Source organism: Bradyrhizobium sp. SMVTL-02, assembly GCF_051853005.1.
Taxonomy (GTDB): Bacteria; Pseudomonadota; Alphaproteobacteria; order Rhizobiales; family Xanthobacteraceae; genus Bradyrhizobium.
In genome coordinates, this window is record NZ_CP182469.1 from 2,814,838 (window position 1) to 2,833,863 (window position 19,026).

Annotated in this window: 14 protein-coding genes and 1 pseudogene; 4 read left to right on the plus strand and 11 right to left on the minus strand. The window is 65.4% G+C overall.

The window, feature by feature from the left end; genetic code table 11:
- Positions 1-208: 208 nt before the first annotated feature.
- Complete coding sequence (locus ACNJYB_RS13065) at positions 209-889, plus strand: response regulator transcription factor (RefSeq protein ID WP_439374336.1); 681 nt, start codon at positions 209-211, stop codon at positions 887-889.
- Between the two features lie 9 nt (positions 890-898).
- On the opposite strand, the gene ACNJYB_RS13070 is transcribed toward ACNJYB_RS13065, so the two are convergent.
- Complete coding sequence (locus ACNJYB_RS13070) at positions 899-2,329, minus strand: DUF1254 domain-containing protein (RefSeq protein WP_439374337.1); 1,431 nt, start codon at positions 2,327-2,329, stop codon at positions 899-901.
- A 380-nt stretch (positions 2,330-2,709) separates the two neighbouring features.
- Here ACNJYB_RS13070 and ACNJYB_RS13075 point away from each other — a divergent pair, with 380 nt between their 5' ends.
- Together ACNJYB_RS13075 and ACNJYB_RS13080 are read left to right on the plus strand one after the other, a co-directional pair.
- On the plus strand, positions 2,710-4,170 hold the full coding sequence (locus tag ACNJYB_RS13075) for an ATP-binding protein (protein ID WP_439374338.1): 1,461 nt from the start codon (positions 2,710-2,712) through the stop codon (positions 4,168-4,170).
- A complete protein-coding gene (locus tag ACNJYB_RS13080) occupies positions 4,167-7,154 on the plus strand; it encodes a bifunctional [glutamine synthetase] adenylyltransferase/[glutamine synthetase]-adenylyl-L-tyrosine phosphorylase (protein WP_439374339.1) in 2,988 nt (995 codons plus the stop codon). Before ACNJYB_RS13075 ends, ACNJYB_RS13080 begins: the two co-directional genes overlap by 4 nt.
- Here ACNJYB_RS13080 and ACNJYB_RS13085 read toward each other — a convergent pair.
- A pseudogene (locus tag ACNJYB_RS13085) lies at positions 7,111-7,233 on the minus strand (formate dehydrogenase subunit delta); the annotation flags it as partial. The gene ACNJYB_RS13080 and the pseudogene ACNJYB_RS13085 overlap by 44 nt on opposite strands.
- Positions 7,234-7,344: 111 nt before the next feature.
- Here ACNJYB_RS13085 and ACNJYB_RS13090 point away from each other — a divergent pair.
- Positions 7,345-8,238, plus strand: coding sequence for a LysR family transcriptional regulator (locus ACNJYB_RS13090; RefSeq protein ID WP_439374340.1), 894 nt, complete (start codon positions 7,345-7,347; stop codon positions 8,236-8,238).
- Between the two features lie 188 nt (positions 8,239-8,426).
- Here the strand turns inward: ACNJYB_RS13090 and ACNJYB_RS13095 are convergent, their stop codons facing one another.
- The 9 genes from ACNJYB_RS13095 to ACNJYB_RS13135 form a co-directional block, all read right to left on the minus strand.
- Positions 8,427-10,757: a PAS domain-containing sensor histidine kinase gene (locus tag ACNJYB_RS13095; protein WP_439374341.1), complete on the minus strand. Its 2,331-nt coding sequence runs from the start codon at positions 10,755-10,757 to the stop codon at positions 8,427-8,429.
- A gap of 225 nt (positions 10,758-10,982) precedes the next feature.
- Positions 10,983-12,356: a cation-efflux pump gene (locus ACNJYB_RS13100; RefSeq protein WP_439374342.1), complete on the minus strand. Its 1,374-nt coding sequence runs from the start codon at positions 12,354-12,356 to the stop codon at positions 10,983-10,985.
- A 246-nt stretch (positions 12,357-12,602) separates the two neighbouring features.
- Positions 12,603-13,571 (minus strand): zinc-binding dehydrogenase, encoded by a 969-nt coding sequence (locus ACNJYB_RS13105; RefSeq protein ID WP_439374343.1) that lies wholly within the window; start codon positions 13,569-13,571, stop codon positions 12,603-12,605.
- A 124-nt stretch (positions 13,572-13,695) separates the two neighbouring features.
- Positions 13,696-14,691, minus strand: coding sequence for an NAD(P)H-dependent flavin oxidoreductase (locus ACNJYB_RS13110; protein ID WP_439374344.1), 996 nt, complete (start codon positions 14,689-14,691; stop codon positions 13,696-13,698).
- Positions 14,692-15,014: 323 nt separating this feature from the next.
- On the minus strand, positions 15,015-15,665 hold the full coding sequence (locus ACNJYB_RS13115) for a hypothetical protein (protein ID WP_439374345.1): 651 nt from the start codon (positions 15,663-15,665) through the stop codon (positions 15,015-15,017).
- A 44-nt stretch (positions 15,666-15,709) separates the two neighbouring features.
- Complete coding sequence (locus ACNJYB_RS13120; RefSeq protein ID WP_080135944.1) at positions 15,710-15,913, minus strand: hypothetical protein; 204 nt, start codon at positions 15,911-15,913, stop codon at positions 15,710-15,712.
- A 517-nt stretch (positions 15,914-16,430) separates the two neighbouring features.
- A complete protein-coding gene (locus ACNJYB_RS13125) occupies positions 16,431-17,216 on the minus strand; it encodes a fumarylacetoacetate hydrolase family protein (RefSeq protein ID WP_439374346.1) in 786 nt (261 codons plus the stop codon).
- Complete coding sequence (locus tag ACNJYB_RS13130; RefSeq protein ID WP_439374347.1) at positions 17,216-18,232, minus strand: 2-dehydropantoate 2-reductase; 1,017 nt, start codon at positions 18,230-18,232, stop codon at positions 17,216-17,218. The genes ACNJYB_RS13125 and ACNJYB_RS13130 overlap by 1 nt, the downstream gene beginning before the upstream one ends.
- Positions 18,233-18,448: 216 nt before the next feature.
- Complete coding sequence (locus ACNJYB_RS13135) at positions 18,449-18,877, minus strand: CBS domain-containing protein (RefSeq protein ID WP_439374348.1); 429 nt, start codon at positions 18,875-18,877, stop codon at positions 18,449-18,451.
- Positions 18,878-19,026 lie beyond the last annotated feature (149 nt).

Below are 19,026 nucleotides of genomic sequence, written 5' to 3' on the forward strand. Positions count from 1 at the left end.
TCGGGGGAGCAGCGTAATTTTCGCTTCCCCGCCTACCTTCCGGTGGAATTACGCCCCCCTCCGTCGGAAGGCATAGGGCGGTGAGGTCCCCCCAGCTTCACCGCCCGCCTTTTTCTCGCTTCGACACTCTCCCGCTCGGCTTGCATGCGATTGCCGCTCGCGCCATGTTTAGAGAAGGTTGACCTCCTTGACCGCCGCCGAACGCACGATGCGCCTCCTCATCATTGAAGACGATCGCGAATCCGCCGACTACCTCGTGAAGGCGTTTCGGGAGGTCGGACACATTGCCGACCACGCCGCCGACGGCGACGAAGGCCTCGCCATGGCCGAGAACGGCGACTACGACGTTCTGGTGGTCGACCGCATGCTGCCCAAGCGCGACGGCCTGTCGCTGATCGGCGCGTTGCGCGACAAGGGCAATACGACGCCGGTGCTGATTCTCTCCGCGCTCGGGCAGGTCGACGACCGCATCAAGGGCCTGCGCGCCGGCGGCGACGATTATCTGCCGAAGCCCTATTCCTTCGCTGAGTTGCTCGCCCGGGTCGAGGTGCTGTCGCGCCGCCGCGGCGGACCTGCCGAGGACACGCTCTATCGCGTCGGCGATCTCGAGCTCGACCGGCTCTCCCACCGCGTCGCCCGCGGCAAGGACGAGCTGACGCTGCAGCCGCGCGAGTTCCGCCTGCTCGAATACCTCATGAAGCATGCCGGCCAGGTGGTGACGCGCACCATGCTCCTGGAGAACGTCTGGGACTATCATTTCGATCCGCAGACCAACGTGATCGACGTGCACATTTCGCGCCTGCGCTCGAAGATCGACAAGGGCTTCGAGCGGCCGCTGCTGCACACGATCCGCGGCGCCGGGTACATGATCCGTGACGGCATTCGGTAGAGACGCGGGTTAATTCCGGCCAATGGTGTCGCTGTCGATCCGCTGGATAGCCGGGGGATTCCACACGCCGGTCAGCGCCTCCGACTTCGGCGCATAGAGGCGCAAGGTGAGATTGAACGGACCTTTGGGTGCGGGCAGCCAGTTGGCTTCACGATCGCTGCCGGGATTTTCATTCTGGAAATAGAGAGTCAGCGAGCCGTCGGCATCGCGCTTGAACGGCATCCAGCTGCTCACAGCAAAGCGGTTGAGCGGATTGGCGACCTGGAAGCCTTCGTTGTCGTACAGGGTGATCGACCAGAATGCATCGACCGGTGGAAGTCCGTCTTTGGCAAAGCGGACGATGTATTTGTTTGCGCCGTCGAGCGGCTTGCCGCTTTCATCGCCAATGCTGCCCGGGTAGATCGCATCCTCGGGCAGATTGGCGCCGAGTCCGACCTGGGCGACAATCGCGCGCTTCAGATAATAGGTCCCGTAAACGCCCATCGTATCTGTATTCATGGACCAGTTGTTGACGACGCGCGCCAAGGTCGGGACTTTCCACGCCATCAGCTTTCGCGCTTGCGCCGGCGCATCGTCGATGGCCTGCCGTACCGTCGCGTCAACCTTTGTGACGTCGAAGCTCTTGCCCTGGTCGAAACCAATCCGCTTCATGCGCGCGAGGATCGGCTCATCGGTGATGTGTGGCGGGTTGACCTTGAGCAACTCCGCGGCATAAGCGAAGAACTTATCCCCCGCCATCGTATCGACTTGCGTCTTTGGCGGCGTTTTGACGTCGACGCTGGGATCGATGGTTTGTGTAACGGCGACCGGGGGCTTGCCCCATCCTGACAGCGGCGTGATCCTGTAGCCCTTCTGCACCTCGTGAACCGCGGCATAGTCGGCGGGTCCATCGGTCTTGGTGCGACCGATGACCCAGACATGAGGCGTCGGCGCATCGATGCGCGTGAAGCCCGCCGGCACGTCTGCATTGCAGCCCGGCGGCACGACCAGGAAATTGGCCGCCTTGGTGCCTGTCGTGCGCATTCCCGGCGATGCAAACACATCGGACCACATGTCGAGCATCGGCAGCAGGTAGTAGCGGCCACCGGTATCAGGAACCGAAACGATCATGGGCTCCTGTGTCAGGTCCAGCCAGGCGCTCGAATACAACGTGTCGAAATTGGGCCGCACCACCGCCCGCATGTCCGCGGTCGGGTAGGCCTGGATATTGTCGAACGTGTTGGGCGGGCCGCCTATTCCGCCGGTTCTGGGATCGGAATTGATGAGCTGCTTGCGTGTCACGTCCATCGTCACGAGCGGATAGAAGTAGACATACGCCTCTGCGGCGATGGTCTGTGCCTCGTCGGGAGAAATTGATTGAGCCGCGCTCGGCACTGATGTCGGGACCATGAAGACCAGACCCGACAGGACCGCAGCCAGCGATGACAAATACTTCGTCATGATCTTCCTTCCGGTTATCCCTGCAGTGGCGAGCAATGATCCAGTGGGCGGGGAATGGACAGTGGAGGAGCCAGCCAAGAAGCGAAGCGCCGCGGTCTGCTTGATCTACATCAATGGACGCCCGCGAAGGGTCGAAAACGGAAGATCGAGCAATCCGCCGTCCCAAGGTCCGCTCCTGGTCCGGAAGCAGACCCAGGCGCCCGCGAGATTGCACAGAATTAAGTAGAGAGGGGGCCCTTCTGCCTTTATCATGACTGGACCGTGCGGTTCGCGATAGCTCGATAAGGCATTGTGGCCGCTTGCCAAAAGGACCACCCCCTGAGAGGACGGCAAGGAAAATGGTTTTGAATTTACCGTTCTGCCAGTGCCGTAAATGATCCGTGACGGCATTCGGTAAACTCGTCCGCACCACGGCGTTCCGGCTCACGCTGGTCTATCTGCTGCTGTTCGCGATGTTCGCGGCCTCGCTGCTGGCCTATTTCGCCTGGAATACGCGGCGGCTGATCACCGAGGAGATCACGCAGACGGTCAACGCCGAGACCTCGGAGATCAGCGAGATCTACGGCCGCCGGGGCCTGCGCGGCCTCGTGCTGGCGATCGAGTATCGGGCGCTGCGGCCGGGTGCCAACCTCTATCTCGTGACCACGCCGACAGGGCAGGCGATCGCCGGCAATGTCGGCTCGCTCGCGCCCGGCGTGATGGCGACGCGCGGCTGGTCCGAGACCGCCTACCGGCGGATCGAGGATGCCGATGACCGCGATCATCGGGCGCTGGTGCGAGTCACCGAACTGGAGAACGGCTTTCGCCTCCTGATCGGCCGCGACCTTGCCGAGCGACGGCGGCTGTTCGGCATCGTCGCCAAGGCCGCGCAATGGTCGGTGCTGATCGTCGTCGTGCTCGGCCTCGGCGGAGGCGTCTTCGTCGCGCGCCGCGTGCTCCGACGTATCGACGCCATGACGGGAACGGCGCAGCGCATCATGACCGGCGATCTCAGCGAACGCCTGCCGGTCGGGCGCAGCGGCGACGAACTCGACCGTCTCGCCGAGAACCTCAACGCCATGCTGGAGCGGATCGAGGCGCTGATGGCGGGGCTCAAGGAAGTCTCCGACAACATCGCCCACGATCTCAAGACGCCGCTGACGCGCCTGCGCAACCGCGCCGAGGAGGCGTTGGCGAGGTCGGGCTGCGAAGCCGACTACCGTGCGGCGCTGGAGCGGACCATCGAGGAATCCGACGGCCTGATCCGCACCTTCAACGCATTGCTGATGATCGCACGTGCCGAGTCCGGGCAGGCGCGCGGCAACATGGATGATTTCGACGCGGCCGAGGTCGCGGCTGGCATCCACGAGCTCTATGAGCCGCTCGCCGAGGACGACGGCATGACCTTGAAGGTCAAGGCCGATCCGACGCCGGTCCGCGCCAACCGCGAATTGATCAGCCAGGCGCTCGCCAACCTGGTCGAGAATGCGATCAAATACGGCAAGCCGGTCGCGCAGGCCGGCGGAACCGTGGTCAGCATGGACAGCCGGCAGATCATGATCGAGGCGAAGCGCGAGGCTGACCAGGTGCTGCTCAGCGTCACCGATCGTGGCCCCGGCATTCCCGAAGCCGACCGCAAACATGCCGTCGAACGATTCGTCCGGCTGGAGGCGAGCCGCACGCTGCCGGGCTCCGGCCTCGGCCTCAGCCTCGCCGCGGCTGTTGCCACGCTGCATGGAGGCGAATTGCGGCTGGGCGATGCCCATCCTGGCCTCGTCGCCACGCTGGTGCTGCCGGCGCGCACGGGCGCGGGCGACAGGGTTGCTCCGCCAATACCGGATGTGCCACAGAAGGTGGCATGAACCACTCCGCGCCGGGAAACGCGGACAAGCATGGTGTGAGCCTCGCCGCACGCTTCGCGGAGGCTCCCCATATTGTCGCTTCCACAACCGACGAACGCCCTCTTGAAAACTGGCTGGCCGACCTCGAGCCGGCACAATCGGCCCGTCTTGAAGCGTTGCTGGTTCATCCATTCGCCCGGAACATCCTGGCCGGCATCGCGGAATTCTCGCCCTATCTGTTCGACCTGGTGCGCGCCGATGCGCCGCGCCTCATCCGGCTGCTCGAATGCGATCCGGAGGCGCATCTCGCCGCACTGATCGCCGAGGCAAGGGGCGCGGTGTTCGCGGCACCCGACGAGGCCGAGGTGATGCGACTGCTTCGCCGCATGAAGGCGGAGGCGGCGCTGCTGACCGCGCTGTGCGACATCGGCGGGGTCTGGCCGGTGATGCAGGTGACGGCGGCGCTCACCGACGTCGCGATTTCCTCGGTGCAGGCGGCGCTGCATTATCAGCTGCGGCAGGAAGCCGCACGTGGAAAGATCGTGCCGCCCAATCCGGAGGCACCGGAAGAAGGCTGCGGCCTGATCGTGCTCGCGATGGGCAAGATGGGGGCGGGCGAGCTGAACTATTCCAGCGACATCGATCTCATCGTGTTCTTCGATCCCGATGCGACGACGCTCGCACCCGACATCGAGCCGCAGCCTTTCTTCGTCCGCGTGACGCAGGGTATGGCGCGCATCCTGCAGCAGCGCACCTACGACGGTTATGTCTTCCGCGTCGATTTGCGCCTGCGCCCCGATCCGTCCTCGACGCAGGTGGCGATCTCGCGCGACGCCGCGCTGCATTATTACGAGCGGGAAGGGCGGACCTGGGAGCGCGCCGCGATGATCAAGGCGCGCGCCTGTGCCGGCGACGTCAGGGCGGGCGAGGCGCTGCTCGCCGAGATCGCGCCGTTCGTCTGGCGCAAGCATCTCGATTTCGCCGCGCTTGCCGACGTCCACGACATGAAGCGGCAAATGCAGACCTATCGCGGCCAGAGCGAGGTCGCGGTCGAGGGCCACAACGTCAAGGTCGGCCGCGGCGGCATCCGCGAGATCGAGTTCTTCGCGCAGACCCAGCAACTGATCGCCGGCGGCCGTCATCCGGAATTGCGGGTTCGGCCGACGCTCAGGGCGCTCCACGTGCTCGCCACCAGCAACTGGATCACGATCGAAGCGCGCGACGAGTTGACCACCGCCTACGAATTCCTGCGACGGGTCGAGCACCGCCTCCAGATGGTCGCGGACGAGCAGACCCATGCGCTGCCCGACGACAAGGAGGCGGTCGAGCGCTTTGCCCGCTTCTTCGGCTATCCGGATCGCGAAGCCTTTGCGCGTGACCTGCTGCAACAGCTCGAGATCGTCCAGGGTCACTACGAAAAACTATTCGAGGGTGATGACCCGACCGGCACCGCCAGGCTGCCGGCGCTGGACTACAGGGCAGGTCCCGATGATGCGCGCCTGCTCCAGCACCTGGCGACGCTCGGCTTCAAGAAGCCCGCCGTCGTGGCGCAGACCGTGCGCGACTGGATCACCGGCGACTATCGCGTGTTCCGCAATAAGGCAACGCGCAGCGCCTTCATCGAGTTCGTGCCGGCCCTGATCGACGGACTCGCGCATGCCGAGGAACCGGACCGCGCCGTCCTGGCGTTCGATCAGTTCCTCGGGGCGCTCCATCGTGGCGGCCGGCTGATCACGCTGCTCGGCCAGAACCGCGATCTCGTCGCGCTGGTGGCGCTGGTACTGGGCGCAGCGCCCCGGCTCGGGGAAATGCTGGCGCGCCAGCCGCAACTCATGGACGGGCTGATCGATCCCCGCTTCTTCGGCGCGATGCCGGACAGGCAGGAACTGTCGGGACGGCTCGCTGCCACCGTGCAGGATGCCGGCTCTTACGAGGAGTTCCTCGATCGCCTGCGCCTGTTCGGGCAGGAAAGCCTGTTCCTGATCGGCACGCGCATCCTCTCCGGCACCGTCTCGGCGCAGCAGGCGAGCACGGCTTTTGCCGATGTCGCGGAGGGAATCGTTCACACCGTGCATGGCCTCGTTGCCGACCGCTTTGCCGCCCAGCACGGCCGGATCGAGGGTCAGGAGACCGCGATCATCGCGATGGGGCGGCTCGGTAGCCGCGAGATGACGGCGTCCTCCGATCTCGACCTGATCCTGCTCTACGATTTCGACGCCAAGAACCCGGACTCCGATGGGCCGAAGTCGCTGCAGGGCGCGCATTATTTCGCCCGCTTCACCCAGCGCCTGATCAGCGCCTTCACGACGCGCACCAATTACGGCGTGCTCTACGAGATCGACATGCGGCTCCGTCCGTCGGGGCGCGCCGGCCCGGTGGCCTCGAGCCTTGCCTCCTTCGCGGACTACCAGGCCAACGAGGCATGGACCTGGGAGCACATGGCGCTGACGCGCGCACGCGTGGTTTCGGCTTCGCCTGCATTCCGGGAACGGATCGAGCGCGTCATTTGCGATGTCCTGACCCGCCGCCGCGACCCTGCGATCATCGCCAACGACGTCGCCGACATGCGTGGCGCGATCGGCCAGGAGAAGGGCGAGACCGACTATTGGGATCTCAAATATGCCGCCGGCGGCATGATCGACATCGACTTCATCGCGCAATATCTCCAGCTCGTGCATGCCTACGACAAGCCCGGGATCCTCGACGTCAGCACGATGCAGGTGCTGGACAATGCCTGCAGGCTCGGCGTGCTCGGCCAATCGGAGACCGAGATCCTGCGCGCGGCGGTGCGGCTCTATCACGACTTGACACAGATCCTGCGCCTCTGCGTCAGCGACCGCTTCAAGCCGGACACCGCGGGCACTGATCTGTTGCGCGTCATGGCGCGCGCCGGCGATGCGCCGGACTTCTCTTCGCTTGAGGCGCGGGTGAAGGAAACGCAGGGCGAGGTGCGGCGCGTGTTCAGGGCGCTGCTGGAAGGGCCGTCGTCTGCTTCAGCGCGGTGAGGGCCTCGCGCACGTCAGGCTGCAGGCCCGCGCCGCCGGCATCGAAATGGGCGAAGATCGCGCGCTTCATCCGGGGATCCCGCCGATACGAAAGGGTAATGAAGATTGAACGGGCTGCCGGTTTTTGCGTGTTGGTGCAGGCTCGGCATGCTAGCTTGCATGCCAACACAGAATCCGAGGGGACGACCGGTTGATCGACAAGCTTGAACTTCTGCTGGCGCTGGCGAAGGAGCGGCATTTTGGACGCGCGGCAGAGGCCTGCGGGGTCACACAGCCGACCATGTCGACCGGGCTGAAGCAGCTCGAGGAGATCCTCGGCGTGATGCTGGTCCAGCGCGGCTCCCGCTTCCAGGGCTTTACGCCCGAAGGCGAGCGGGCGCTGGACTGGGCGCGCCGGATCGTGGGCGATGCCCGCGCCATGCGTGACGAGATCAACGGGCTGAAGCACCAGCTCTCCGGCGAGATCCGCATCGCCGCGATCCCAACCGTGCTCGGCATGGTCGCTTCGCTGACGACCCCGTTCCGCGCCCGGCATCCCGAGGTGCGTTTCAGCATCCGCTCGACGACCTCGTCGGAGGTGCTCGGGCTGCTCGAAAATCTCGAGGTTGATGCGGGGCTGACCTATATCGAGAACGAGCCGATCGGGAAAGTACGCACCATTCCGCTCTACAATGAAAGCTATCGCCTGCTGACTGCGCCGGACGGAATGTTCGGTGACCGCGAGACGGTGACCTGGAAGGAAGTGGGGCAGGTGCCGCTGTGCCTCTTGACGCCCGACATGCAGAACCGCCGCATCATCGACCGCGCGCTGCGTTCGGTCGGCGCGGAGGCGACGCCGACACTGACCTCGAACTCGCTCCTGGTGCTGTTCACGCATGTGAAGACGGGACGCTGGGCCAGCGTGATGCCGGCCAAGCTCGCCGAGACGCTCGGCCTGTCCGATACGGTGCGGTCGATCCCGATCGTCGACCCCGAGGTCAATTACAGCATCGGCATGGTGATCCCGCAGCGTGATCCGATGACTCCGCTGATCGCGGCGCTGGTCAATGTCGCCAGGGAAGTCGCGCCGTCGCTGCAGATCTAGGGGCAGGGCGGGAAGGCGTGAGCAAGCGCCTCGTCCTTCGAGACGCCCGCGTCACGGGCTCCTCAGGATGAGGCTCCGTTGAATCGGTGTTCGTTGAAACGGCTGCCGTGTATTCCGGCCTCATCCTGAGGGCCCGCCGGAGGCGGGCGTCACGAAGGATGGCCGCAGGCGGGCTTCCCGTCGTGCGGCTAGGCCGCCGCCGATATCCCGGGCGCAGTCTTGACGGCGTCGCGCGGCAGCGTCACGCGGACGACGGTGCCGACATCGATCTTCGAGCGCAGCCGCATCGAGCCGCCGTGGAGCTGGGCCAGCGAGCGGGCGATGGCGAGGCCCAGGCCCGAGCCGTGATAGGTCTTGGTGAGCTGGCTCTCGACCTGCTCGAACGGGCGGCCGAGCCGCGCCAGCGAGTGCGGCGCGATGCCGATGCCGGTGTCGGCGATCATCAGCACGATCCTGTCGTCGAGCTGCCGGCTGCGCACCACGATCCGCCCGCCGTCGGGTGTGAACTTCACCGCGTTGGAGAGCAGGTTGACGATGATCTGCTTGGTGGCGCGGCGGTCGGCGACGACCGAGATCGATGTCTCGATGTCGGCATCGAGCGTCAGTTGCTTGTCCTGCGCGCGCCCGGAGACGACGCGCAGGGATTCGGCGAGCGTCCGGGCGAGGTCGAGCTCTTCCATGTCGAGCTTCATGCGGCCGGCCTCGATCTTGGACATGTCGAGGATGTCGTTGATGACTTCGAGCAGATAGTGGCCGCTGGTCAGGATGTCCTGGCAATATTCCTGGTACTTCTCGCTGCCGAGTTCGCCGAACATGCCGCTTCCCATGATCTCGGAGAAGCCGATGATGGCGTTGAGTGGCGTGCGCAGCTCGTGGCTCATATTGGCGAGGAATTTCGACTTGGTCTGGTTGGCTTCCTCGGCGCGGGTCTTCTCGCGCTGATACTTTTCGGCGAGGTCGGCGAGCTCGTTGGTCTGGCGCTCGAGGGCGGCCTGCGAGCGCTTGAGGTCGATGACGGTGGCGCGCAGGCGCAGATCGTTGTCGACCAGCTTCTGCTCGTGCTCCTTGATGCGGGTGATGTCGGTGCCGACCGAGACGTAGCCGCCGTCCTTGGTGCGGCGCTCGCTGATGTGGAGCCAGCTGCCGTCGTCGAGCTGCGCCTCGAAGGTGCGTGCGCCCGGGCCTTTGGCAGCGGTCTCATTGTGACGGGTGCGCACCTCCGGCATGCGGCCGACCTCGAGCACTGTCTCGTAGGAGGTGCCGGGGATGACGGCGCTGTCGGGCAGCTTGTGCAGCCGCTGGAAGTGCGAGTTGCAGAGCACGAGGCGGTCGCTCGCGTCCCACAGCACGAAGGCTTCCGGAATGGTCTCGATCGCGTCGCGCAGCCTCAGGTCCGCTTCGACGGTCCGCTCGGCAAGGCTCTTCTGCTCGGTGATGTCGACGGCGATGCCGATCAGGTGCACGCTGGAGTCGGTCGCGCCGCGCGTCTTCTCGCAGCGGACGCGGAGCCAGATCCAGTGGCCGTCGACGTGCTGCATGCGGAAGGTCTGGTCGATGTGGTCGATCTTCTCGGAGATGAGCTGGTCGGCGATCTCGAACAGGTCGATGTCGTCCGATTTCACCAGCGCGTTGACCTCGCCGAAGGTGAGGAGCTCGTGGCGGCCGTCGAGCCCGAGCATCGAGAACATCGACTGCGACCAGAAGATCCGGCCGCGCGACAGGTCCCAGTCCCACAATCCGCAGCGGCCGCGGTTGAGCGCAGTATCGATCCGGCCGCGCACGGCGTCGTTGATGAGATCGCCCTCGCGGGCGCGGGTGGACTGCCAGTGGAAGGCGAAGCCGAGGATCAGGACGACGAAGCCGGTGGTCGCCGACAGCGTCACCGAGAGCGCGGCATCCGAGCCCCAGATCGGCTCGTTGCGCTCCTGGATCACGGTGACGAAGCCGGGCAGCGACTTGATCTGCCGCGCGGTCGCCATGGCTGCGTTGCCGCTCGGCAGCGTCATGTCGGAGATGTTGCCGTCGCGCGGTGGTGATGCGAGCAGCTGCGCCGTGGTGATGGCATCGAGCAGGCGGTCGTTGCCGGAAGGATCGCTGTCGATGGGAATGCGGGCGAGGATGCGGCGGTCGATCCCGGCCGATGTGACGATGACGTGGCGACCGGCGGCCGAGCCCCAGGACGGGATCAGATCGGGCAGCAGCGTCGGCAGACGCTCGATGTTCTTCTGCCGCTCGATCCGCAACGAAGTGAGGCCGTCGATGCGCTCTGCGAGCAGATCGGACAGCGCGGAGATGTCATGCCGGATCACCAGCCGCTTCTGTCGCGTCTGGTCGACGACCTGCACGAACGCGCCGAGGCAGATCGTGATCAGGAACGCGATGATGAGGGTCGGCACGGCACGGCGCAGCGCCGGCTCCGCAACCAGGAGCCGATGATAGGCAGGTTTCGCGATCGATTGCGCCAATCCCTTGATCGAATCGGATTGGACGCACGCGTTCGCGGCGTCTGCGCGCGACATGCCTTCGGCCCCCTGAAAACCAGCCTGCAACTTGAGTTCGGAGGCAGCCCCACGTCGCTTCCGAATCAGACCGATTTGAATCCAGTTTTGCCGGGCTGTCGAGAGTCAACGAATCGTTAACGCGGAATTATTCTTATCCAATGCGCAGTTTGCGCATCGCGCGTCCGCAAACTCACCGGCGCGAGGAGTCCGAAACGGGAACGTGTGACTCCGCGCACGCTTGCGTCACGCGCGTGGCGGCTCGGCGTGACTGATGACGCGCTTCACGCTCGGGAATGCGCGGCGCAACGCGCGCTCGATCGCATCGACATGCTCGTGCACCTTGATGACGCTCATCGACGGCGCAGCGCGGCAGTGAAAGTTGACGATCTCGCCGGCATCGGTATTGCGGACGCGCACATTATGGATGTCGTGGATCTCGCCTTCGCCGGCGAATTCGGCCAGCGCCGCGGCGATGGTCTGCACCCTCTCGGGCACGGCGTCGACGCCGAACGGCAGTTCCGGTTCCAGTGGCTCGATATGGACGTCGACCTCGACATCCTCGCCGAACTCCTCCTGGATGTTGCGCTCCAGCGTGTTGGCAATGTCATGCGCGGCGTCGAGCCGCATTCCGGCGTCCACCTCGAGATCGATGCTGACGATCAGCTTGGCGCCGAGATCGTGCACCGTCACGTGGTGGATGGCGAGGCTCGAATTGCGCGCGATCACCATGATGCGGTCGCGGACGGTCTCGTTGTTGCGCGCGACCGGGACCGGGGTGAAGGTGAGGTCGGCATCGCCGAACGCCTTGTCGAGAGCGGCCTGCGCCTTGCGCTTGATCTCCTCGATGCGGTCGATCGGGTAGGTCCGCGGCACTTTCGCGATGGTATCGATGAAGGTGGTCGCCCCGACCATGCGCACGCGCAGGCGCTCGACGTCGATCACGCCGGGCACACTGCGGATCGCGGCCGTGGCCTTCTCGTGGGCACCCTCCGGCGCACGGTCGACCAGCGTCTGCACGGTCGAGCCGGCCATGCGCAGACCGAGCAGCGCGATCATCACGGCAACCGCGGCGGCGGCCGCGGCGTCGCCCCACCAGAAGCCGAGGGCGGCGAGAAGCAGGCCGACGATCACGGCGCAGGAGCCCATCACGTCGGAGGCGAAGTGCAGCGCATCGGCGGCGAGCGCCTGGCTTCGGGTCTCGCGCGCGGCGCGGTGCAGGGCGCGGGCGCGCCAGAGATTGACGGCAATGTCGACCACCAGCACCACGAACGGCACGGCCGAGATGGTCGGCGGCGGCGTTCCCTCGCGCAGCCGGCTATAGGCTTCGACCAGGATGCCGCCGGCGAGCACGTAGAGCAGGGCGGTGACGCCCAGCGCCGAGATGCTTTCCAGCTTGCCGTGGCCGTAATGATGCTCCTCGTCCGCCGGCTTGTCGGACACCCGCACCACCGCCCAGGTGATGATGGTGGCGACCAGGTCGATCGTGGAATGCAGGGCCTCGGAGATCAGCGCCAGCGAGCCGATCGCGATGCCGACCACGAACTTGGCCGCCGCCATGCCGCCGCTGGCGAAGATCGAGATCGCCGCGACCGAGGTTTTGTTGTGCTGTGCGCTCATGGCGAGGATTTAGCAGCCCGCCGGTGAACATCAAGCCGTGATCCACAGCTCTAGTCGCGAGTGAGTTGCAGGAGCGAAGGCATTGCGACTGCTTCTGAATTGGATGCCCGCTGACGCCGCGAATTCGGTCTCGTAGGCTGGGCAAAGCGCGGCGTGCCCTCCTTAGGTCAGTGATGATGGAAGAATGTGGGCACGGCGCTGCGCGCTTGCCCACCTGCGGGACCGTCGCTTTGTCGAGCCTGCCCCTTAAAGCGTCACCACGATCTTCCCCAAATGCTTGTTCGCCTCCATGTGCTCGAACGCCCTGTCGATGTCGTCGAACGCAAACACCTTGTCGATGGGCAGCTGCAGCTTGCGCGACTCGACCGCGCCCCAGATGTCCTTGCGGACCTCGTCGAAGATCTCGCGGACCTCCTCGATGGTGCGGGTGCGGAAGGTGACGCCGATATAGCTGATGCGGCGGGCGGCATGCAGGTCGAAGTTGAAATCGGCATGGGTGCCGCCGAGCCGGCCGACATTGACGATGCGGCCCAGGACCTTGGTCGCGGCGAGGTTCTGGTTGGCGACCTTGCCAGAGACCTGATCGACGATGAGGTCGACGCCTTCGCCGTTCGTCGCTTTCAGCACCTCGTCCACCCATTTGGGGGCGGACGAGTCGACCGCGAGGTCGGCGCCGTATTCCCGGAGCCGGCCGCGCCGGTAGGCGTCGGTCGACGAGCCGATCACGAGTCTGGCGCCCTTGAGCTTTGCGATCTGCATCGCCATCAGGCCGACGCCGGAGCTGGCGCCCTGGATCAGCACGGCTTGCCCGGGCTGCAGCCCGCCGACAGTGACCACCGCGTTGTGCATGGTCGCGAGCGCGACGGGGAGGGTGGCGGCCTCCTCGAAATTCATGTTCGAGGGCGCGCGGAACAGCCGGCCGTGATCGGCGAGCGTGTATTCGGCGAACGCCGCGCCGCCCGATCCCATGACGCGGTCGCCGACCGCTAAGCCCTTCGCATCCGGCCCGAGCTCGGCAACCTCACCGGCCCATTCCATCCCGAGCACGGTGCCGACGCCGCCGGCGGCGCCATGGGCGTGCCCCTTGCGCATGCCGGTGTCGGCGCGGTTCAGCCCGCAGGCGCGGACCTTTACCAGCACCTGCGTGCCTTTCGGCTTTGGTTGAACGACGTCGGAAATGCGAGCGCCGTCAGGGCCGTAGACGTAAGCCTTCATGAATTACCTCGGACTCGATTGAGTTTTTAGATGAAGCGGGGTGCCCTTCTTCGCCTCTCCCCGCAAGCGGGGCGAGGGAGCATACCTTCGGCGCGGCCAGCGCCGTGTTCAATCAGATCGGCGATCACTCAGCAGCTTGCGCCTTAGGGCCTGCAATCATCCCTTCCAGCCGGCTGCGGATGATCGCCTCGGCCTCGCGCACGATGCGGGAGATCAGCTCGGCGCAGCTCGGAATGTCCTGGATCAGGCCCTGGACCTGGCCGGCCGACCAGATGCCTTCGTCGGAGTTGCCGGTGGCATAGACCATCTTGCCGCGGGCGCCCGCAACGAGCTCGCGGATGTCCTCGAACTTGGCGCCCTCCTTCTCCATCGCGACGACCTTGGTCGAGACCGCGTTCCTGGCGACGCGCGAGGTGTTGCGCATGGTGCGGAAAATCAGCTCGGTCTCGCGCTCGTCATTGGCGACGATCTTCTCCTTGATGGACTGGTGGATCGGGCTCTCCTTGGTGGCCATGAAGCGGGTGCCCATGTTGATCCCTTCCGCGCCGAGCGCCAGCGCCGCGACGAGGCCGCGCGCATCGGCGAAGCCGCCGGAGGCGATCATCGGGATCTTGACCTTGTTGGCGGCGGCCGGGATCAGGATCAGGCCGGGGGTGTCGTCCTCGCCGGGATGCCCGGCGCATTCAAAACCGTCGATCGAGATGGCGTCGACGCCCATGCGCTCGGCCGAGAGGGCGTGGCGGACGCTGGTGCATTTATGCACGACCTTGACGCCGTTCTTCTTGAACTCGTCGACGTGCTCCTGCGGCTTGTTGCCGGCGGTCTCGACCACTTTGATCCCGGCCTCGATGATGGCGGCACGGTACTCCGCGTAGGGAGGCGGCTTGATCGCGGGCAGGATGGTGAGGTTGACGCCGAAGGGCTTGTCGGTGAGGTCGCGGCAGCGCGCGATCTCCTTGGTGAGGTTCTCCGGCGTCGGCTGCGTCAGCGCGGTGATGAAGCCGAGCGCGCCGGCATTGGCAACGGCCGCGACCAGCTCGGCCCGTCCGACCCATTGCATGCCGCCCTGGACGATCGGGTGCTCGACGCCGACGAGCCTGGTGAACCGTGTCTGCAACATGATCTGTTTCCCCCGCGCCCGTGTGGCGCTCTGTTATCGGTTGATGGCAGGGAGGATGCCGCCGGGGTGAGGAAAAGTCTATTGCCGGGGTGTGCGGTGGAGGCGTGGTGGTATGCGGGGGATGTCCGAGATTCCGCGACGCGGATAATTGGGGCGCGGCGTTTGCTACAGTCACCGCTGTCGTCCTGGCTTTCTTGAGGACCACGTTGGGAAATGGACGCCCCGCTGCTTCAACCTCGTCATTGCGAGCGCAGCGAAGCAATCCAGAGTCCCTCCGCGGCTGGATTCTGGATTGCTTCGCTGCGCTCGCAATGACGGCAGAGCTACTCCGCCGACAGCCGCACCATTTGCCGGCCGCCGTTCATTTCCTTGAGGCGGTTGACGAAGTTTTCGGGGCGCTGCCAGCGGTTCGGCACTTCCAGGCCCATGAATTCGGCGATATCGCCGATGAAGCCGGTGCAGTTGGCGGTCTCCGCGTTCCACACCGGCGAGTTCGCCTGCAATTCCTTGATGTAGGCGAACACGCGCTTGGCGTCGGCTTCGTTCAGGTAGACCCGATAGCTCGCGGTCAGACATTCCGGATCGAGATCGCCGTAGCTTGCGCCGGTCTCCGACGGCACGAAGGTGATGTGACCGAGCACGTAAGCGAGCGTGTCTCCGGCCGGCGTCAGGCCCGCGACCTCGACCGCCTTCTCGCTGGTTTTGCCGTACCAGACGAAGGCATGGCCCCAGCTCGCCGCCGTCCGCGCGCGGAAGTCGACATAGTAGGGGCCTTTCTCCGGGCGCGCGACCGGGCGCCGCGTCGCTTGCGGCTGGGGTTGCGATGCGGTCTCGGCCGGTGCAACCGCGTTGGCATCGGCAAGGCGCTTGCTGGCTTCGTGGGCCGAGGCGGTCGGCGTCGTGCATGCGATCATCGCCGCGAGGGCGAGCCCCGCGAGGATGCAGGATCCCGATTGATCAGCTTTGTTCGTCACGTTGAGCCCCTCGACTGTCCGCCGCTTGCGCTAAAGTCTGCGCGTCAGTAGCGCGCCGCGACCGGGCCGGGTGCCTTGCCGATCGGGGCCTTGCCGACCGGGCTCTTGCCAATCGGCATCTTGCCGATCGGGGCCTGCTCCGCCGGATAGACCGGCACGGGCTGCCGGCGCGGCAGATCCGCGGCATTGGCGGCCGTCACCAGAGCAAGCGTGGCACCGAGAACAAATGCAATCTTCTTCACAGTCATACCCCTAGAAGGTTTGGTCCAAACACGGCCATGCCGTGCCCCCAGACACGCCTCACAGAAGGGCGGCCGTTTGCGTCCAAGTTGCGGCACTTGCGGGACATGTTGGCGGCATTGATCGGACGCGCGCAGATGTGATGTGTCTGGATGTTTCGGTCCGGCGGGCGGTGTCGCAGCCCGGATGAGCGCAGCGATATCCGGGTGCTTTGCGGATCGTTCGTTCCGGATCTCGCTCCGTTCAGCCGGGCTACGGCGTCGCGCTCGCTATCGCTTGCCGAGGAAGTTCGAGCGCATCTTGTCGGCAAACCAGACCACGAAGATCGCGGCGAACGAGAGAGCAAAGTATATAGCCGTCCACAAGAGTGCATTGCTTGCGTTCGTCATGGCGTCCTCCCTGCATCAGAATTGCTGGGAAGGATAAGGCAGCGGCGACGGCGCGATTTGCGCAGGATCAATTTTGCCGCGCTGCGGTGAACATGGCCGGCGAGCCTTTATTCACGCTACGCCACTGCGGCTGCCGCTACAGGCGAAACTCGTTGGTGAGCTCGCCGATACCGTCGATCGCGACGGTGACCGTGTTCACCGGCTCCTTCATCACGCCGACGCCGACCGAGGTGCCGACGGCGATGAGGTCGCCGGGCAGCAGGGTCATGTCGTGAGAGATCCTGCTCACCAGCTCCTGCGCGGTGAAGATCATGTCCGAGATCGGATAGTTCTGCCGCTCGGCGCCGTTGAGGATGGTGCGCACGTTGAGTTTTGCGGGATCGAGGCCGGTCGCGATGACGGGACCGAACGGACCGTAATCGTCGATACCCTTGGCACGCGCCCATTGCGGGAAGGTGGGGTTGCTGGTCAGGATGTCGTTGGCGGTGATGTCGTTGACGCAGGTGTAGCCGAAGATGAAGCCGTCGGCTTGCGCAGGCGGCACCCGCGCGCAGGTCTTGCCGATGACGATGCCGAGCTCGCCCTCATAGGTGGTCTTGCCGTCGTAATAGGAAGGACGGCGGATCACGGCGCCCGGTGCTGCGATGCTGGTGGTGGCCTTCAGCAGATACAGCGGCTCCGGCGGCTCGGGCTGGTTGAGTTTCGCGGCGAGGGCGTGGAAATTATTCCAGAGCGCGACGATCTTGCTGGGGACGCAGGGAGCGAGCAGCTCGACCTCCGACAGCGCCAGCGTCCTGCCGGTCGCGGCATTGCGGCCGAACAACTCGCCCTCATGCACGCTGATGCCCGAGGACGTCAGGGTGCCGAAGCCGGTCGTGCCGGCATGGCGGAAGCGCAGCCAGTGCTTGACCTCGCCCGCCATCACGCCACCGCCAGTGCGCGCGGATCGGTTGTCGAGACGCGGTCATAGAGGCCGGCGATGCGGGCGCGCTGGCTCACCATCGCCAGCACCGAGTCGAGCGCGGGCGTCGGAATGCCGGTGAGGCGGCCCATCTCCTGCACCACCGTGACGAGCGGGTCGATTTCCATCGGGCGGCCGCGCTCGAGATCCTGCAGCATCGAAGTCTTGTGCGCGCCGACCTTGCGCGCGCCTTCGATGCGGCGCTCGACGTCGACGCGGAATTTGACGCCGAACGTCTCGGCGATGGCTTGCGTCTCCACCATGATTGCGCGCGACAGCGCGCGCGTGGCGGGATCGGTGCAGATCACGTCGAGCGTGGCATGGGTCAGCGCGCTGATCGGGTTGAAGCAGACATTGCCCCACAGCTTGAGCCAGATCTCGTCGCGGATTCGGTCGAGCACCGGCGCCTTCAGGCCGGCGGCGACGAAGAGATCGGCGAGGCGCTGCACGTCGGACGTGATCTCGCCCGAGGGCTCGCCGAGCGGGAAATTGTTGCCGTAGACGTGGCGGATCACGCCGGGCGCCTCGATCTCGGTGGCGGGATAGACGATGCAGCCGATGGCGCGCTCGGCGCCGATCTCGCGCCATTGCCGGCCGCCGGGGTCGATGCTCTCCAGCGTCGAGTTCTCGTATGGGCCGCCGTGCTTGTAGAAATACCAATAGGGGATGCCATTGACGGCGGTGACGATGCGGGTGTGGGGCCCGAGCAGCGGCTGCATCGTCTCGATCACGCCGGTGATCGAATGCGCCTTCAGCGTGATGATGATGTAGTCCTGCACGCCGAGCTCGGCGGGATCGTCGGTGCAGCGCGGATGCACGGTGTGCGTCTCCTCGCCGGCGAGCAGCGTCAGGCCGCGCTCGCGCATCGCGGCGAGATGCGCGCCGCGTGCGACCAGGCTGACGTCGGCGCCCGCGCGCGCGAGCTGAACCCCGAGATATCCGCCGATCGCGCCGGCGCCGTAGATGCAGATCTTCATGAAATCCTCGCGGGACCAAGATTGGCAAGTGGTTCGGTCGATCGTGACACAGGTTCGCTGCACCTCTCCCGCTTGCGGGAGAAGTCGACGCGCAAAGCGCGGCGGGTGAGGGCTTTGTCCTCCTGGGGAGCCTCTCCAGCGGAGAAACCCTCCCCAACCCTGTCCCGCAAGCGGGAGGAGGGCAGCCCTTCCGTGGCTGGAAGTGGACGCTACTTCTTAGGCTGCCGCTTGCGGCGTGCCGTTGATGGCCTCGTCAACGGCAGCGGCGATGTCGCGCATGCTGATGACGGAGACGAGGCTGTAGTCGTCGATGACCGGCAGGTGACGGATGTGATGCCGGTTCATCAGATGACGCACATGCTCGATCGTATCGGTGGAGGTGCAGGAGACGAGCTGCTGCACCGATACGAGCTGCGAGACCTTGACGTTGATGGCATTGGCGCCGTGCTCGGCGACGGCGCGCACGACGTCGCGCTCGGTGAACATGCCGACCGCGGTGTTGCCCTCGGAGCGGACCACGTCCTTGACTACCAGCGCGCTGATATTGTTGGCGCGCATCAGCTTGGCGGCGATACCCACCGTTTCGTTCATTCGCACCGTAACGACGCGCGGCGTCTTCTTGCGCAGAATGTCTCCGACCAGCATTGCGACCTCCCTGGGTGAATGACAGGAGGAAGTGTGGTATACATAATGCCAATCGTCAAGCGCTCGATTTGGCCCATCCGAAAAATCTTGCGGCAGCAATACTGACATTTGGCGTCAGCCCAAACGAAAAGGGGCGCATCGCTGCGCCC

Coding starts and splice junctions, on each gene's coding strand:
- ACNJYB_RS13120 (WP_080135944.1), bottom strand. CDS start 15,913: ATGACTGTGAAGAAGATTGCATTTGTTCTCGGTGCCACGCTTGCTCTG.
- ACNJYB_RS13105 (WP_439374343.1), bottom strand. CDS start 13,571: ATGAAGGCTTACGTCTACGGCCCTGACGGCGCTCGCATTTCCGACGTC.
- ACNJYB_RS13100 (WP_439374342.1), bottom strand. CDS start 12,356: ATGAGCGCACAGCACAACAAAACCTCGGTCGCGGCGATCTCGATCTTC.
- ACNJYB_RS13130 (WP_439374347.1), bottom strand. CDS start 18,232: ATGAAGATCTGCATCTACGGCGCCGGCGCGATCGGCGGATATCTCGGG.
- ACNJYB_RS13070 (WP_439374337.1), bottom strand. CDS start 2,329: ATGACGAAGTATTTGTCATCGCTGGCTGCGGTCCTGTCGGGTCTGGTC.
- ACNJYB_RS13110 (WP_439374344.1), bottom strand. CDS start 14,691: ATGTTGCAGACACGGTTCACCAGGCTCGTCGGCGTCGAGCACCCGATC.
- ACNJYB_RS13065 (WP_439374336.1), top strand. CDS start 209: ATGCGCCTCCTCATCATTGAAGACGATCGCGAATCCGCCGACTACCTC.
- ACNJYB_RS13125 (WP_439374346.1), bottom strand. CDS start 17,216: ATGGCGGGCGAGGTCAAGCACTGGCTGCGCTTCCGCCATGCCGGCACG.
- ACNJYB_RS13080 (WP_439374339.1), top strand. CDS start 4,167: ATGAACCACTCCGCGCCGGGAAACGCGGACAAGCATGGTGTGAGCCTC.
- ACNJYB_RS13135 (WP_439374348.1), bottom strand. CDS start 18,877: ATGCTGGTCGGAGACATTCTGCGCAAGAAGACGCCGCGCGTCGTTACG.
- ACNJYB_RS13095 (WP_439374341.1), bottom strand. CDS start 10,757: ATGTCGCGCGCAGACGCCGCGAACGCGTGCGTCCAATCCGATTCGATC.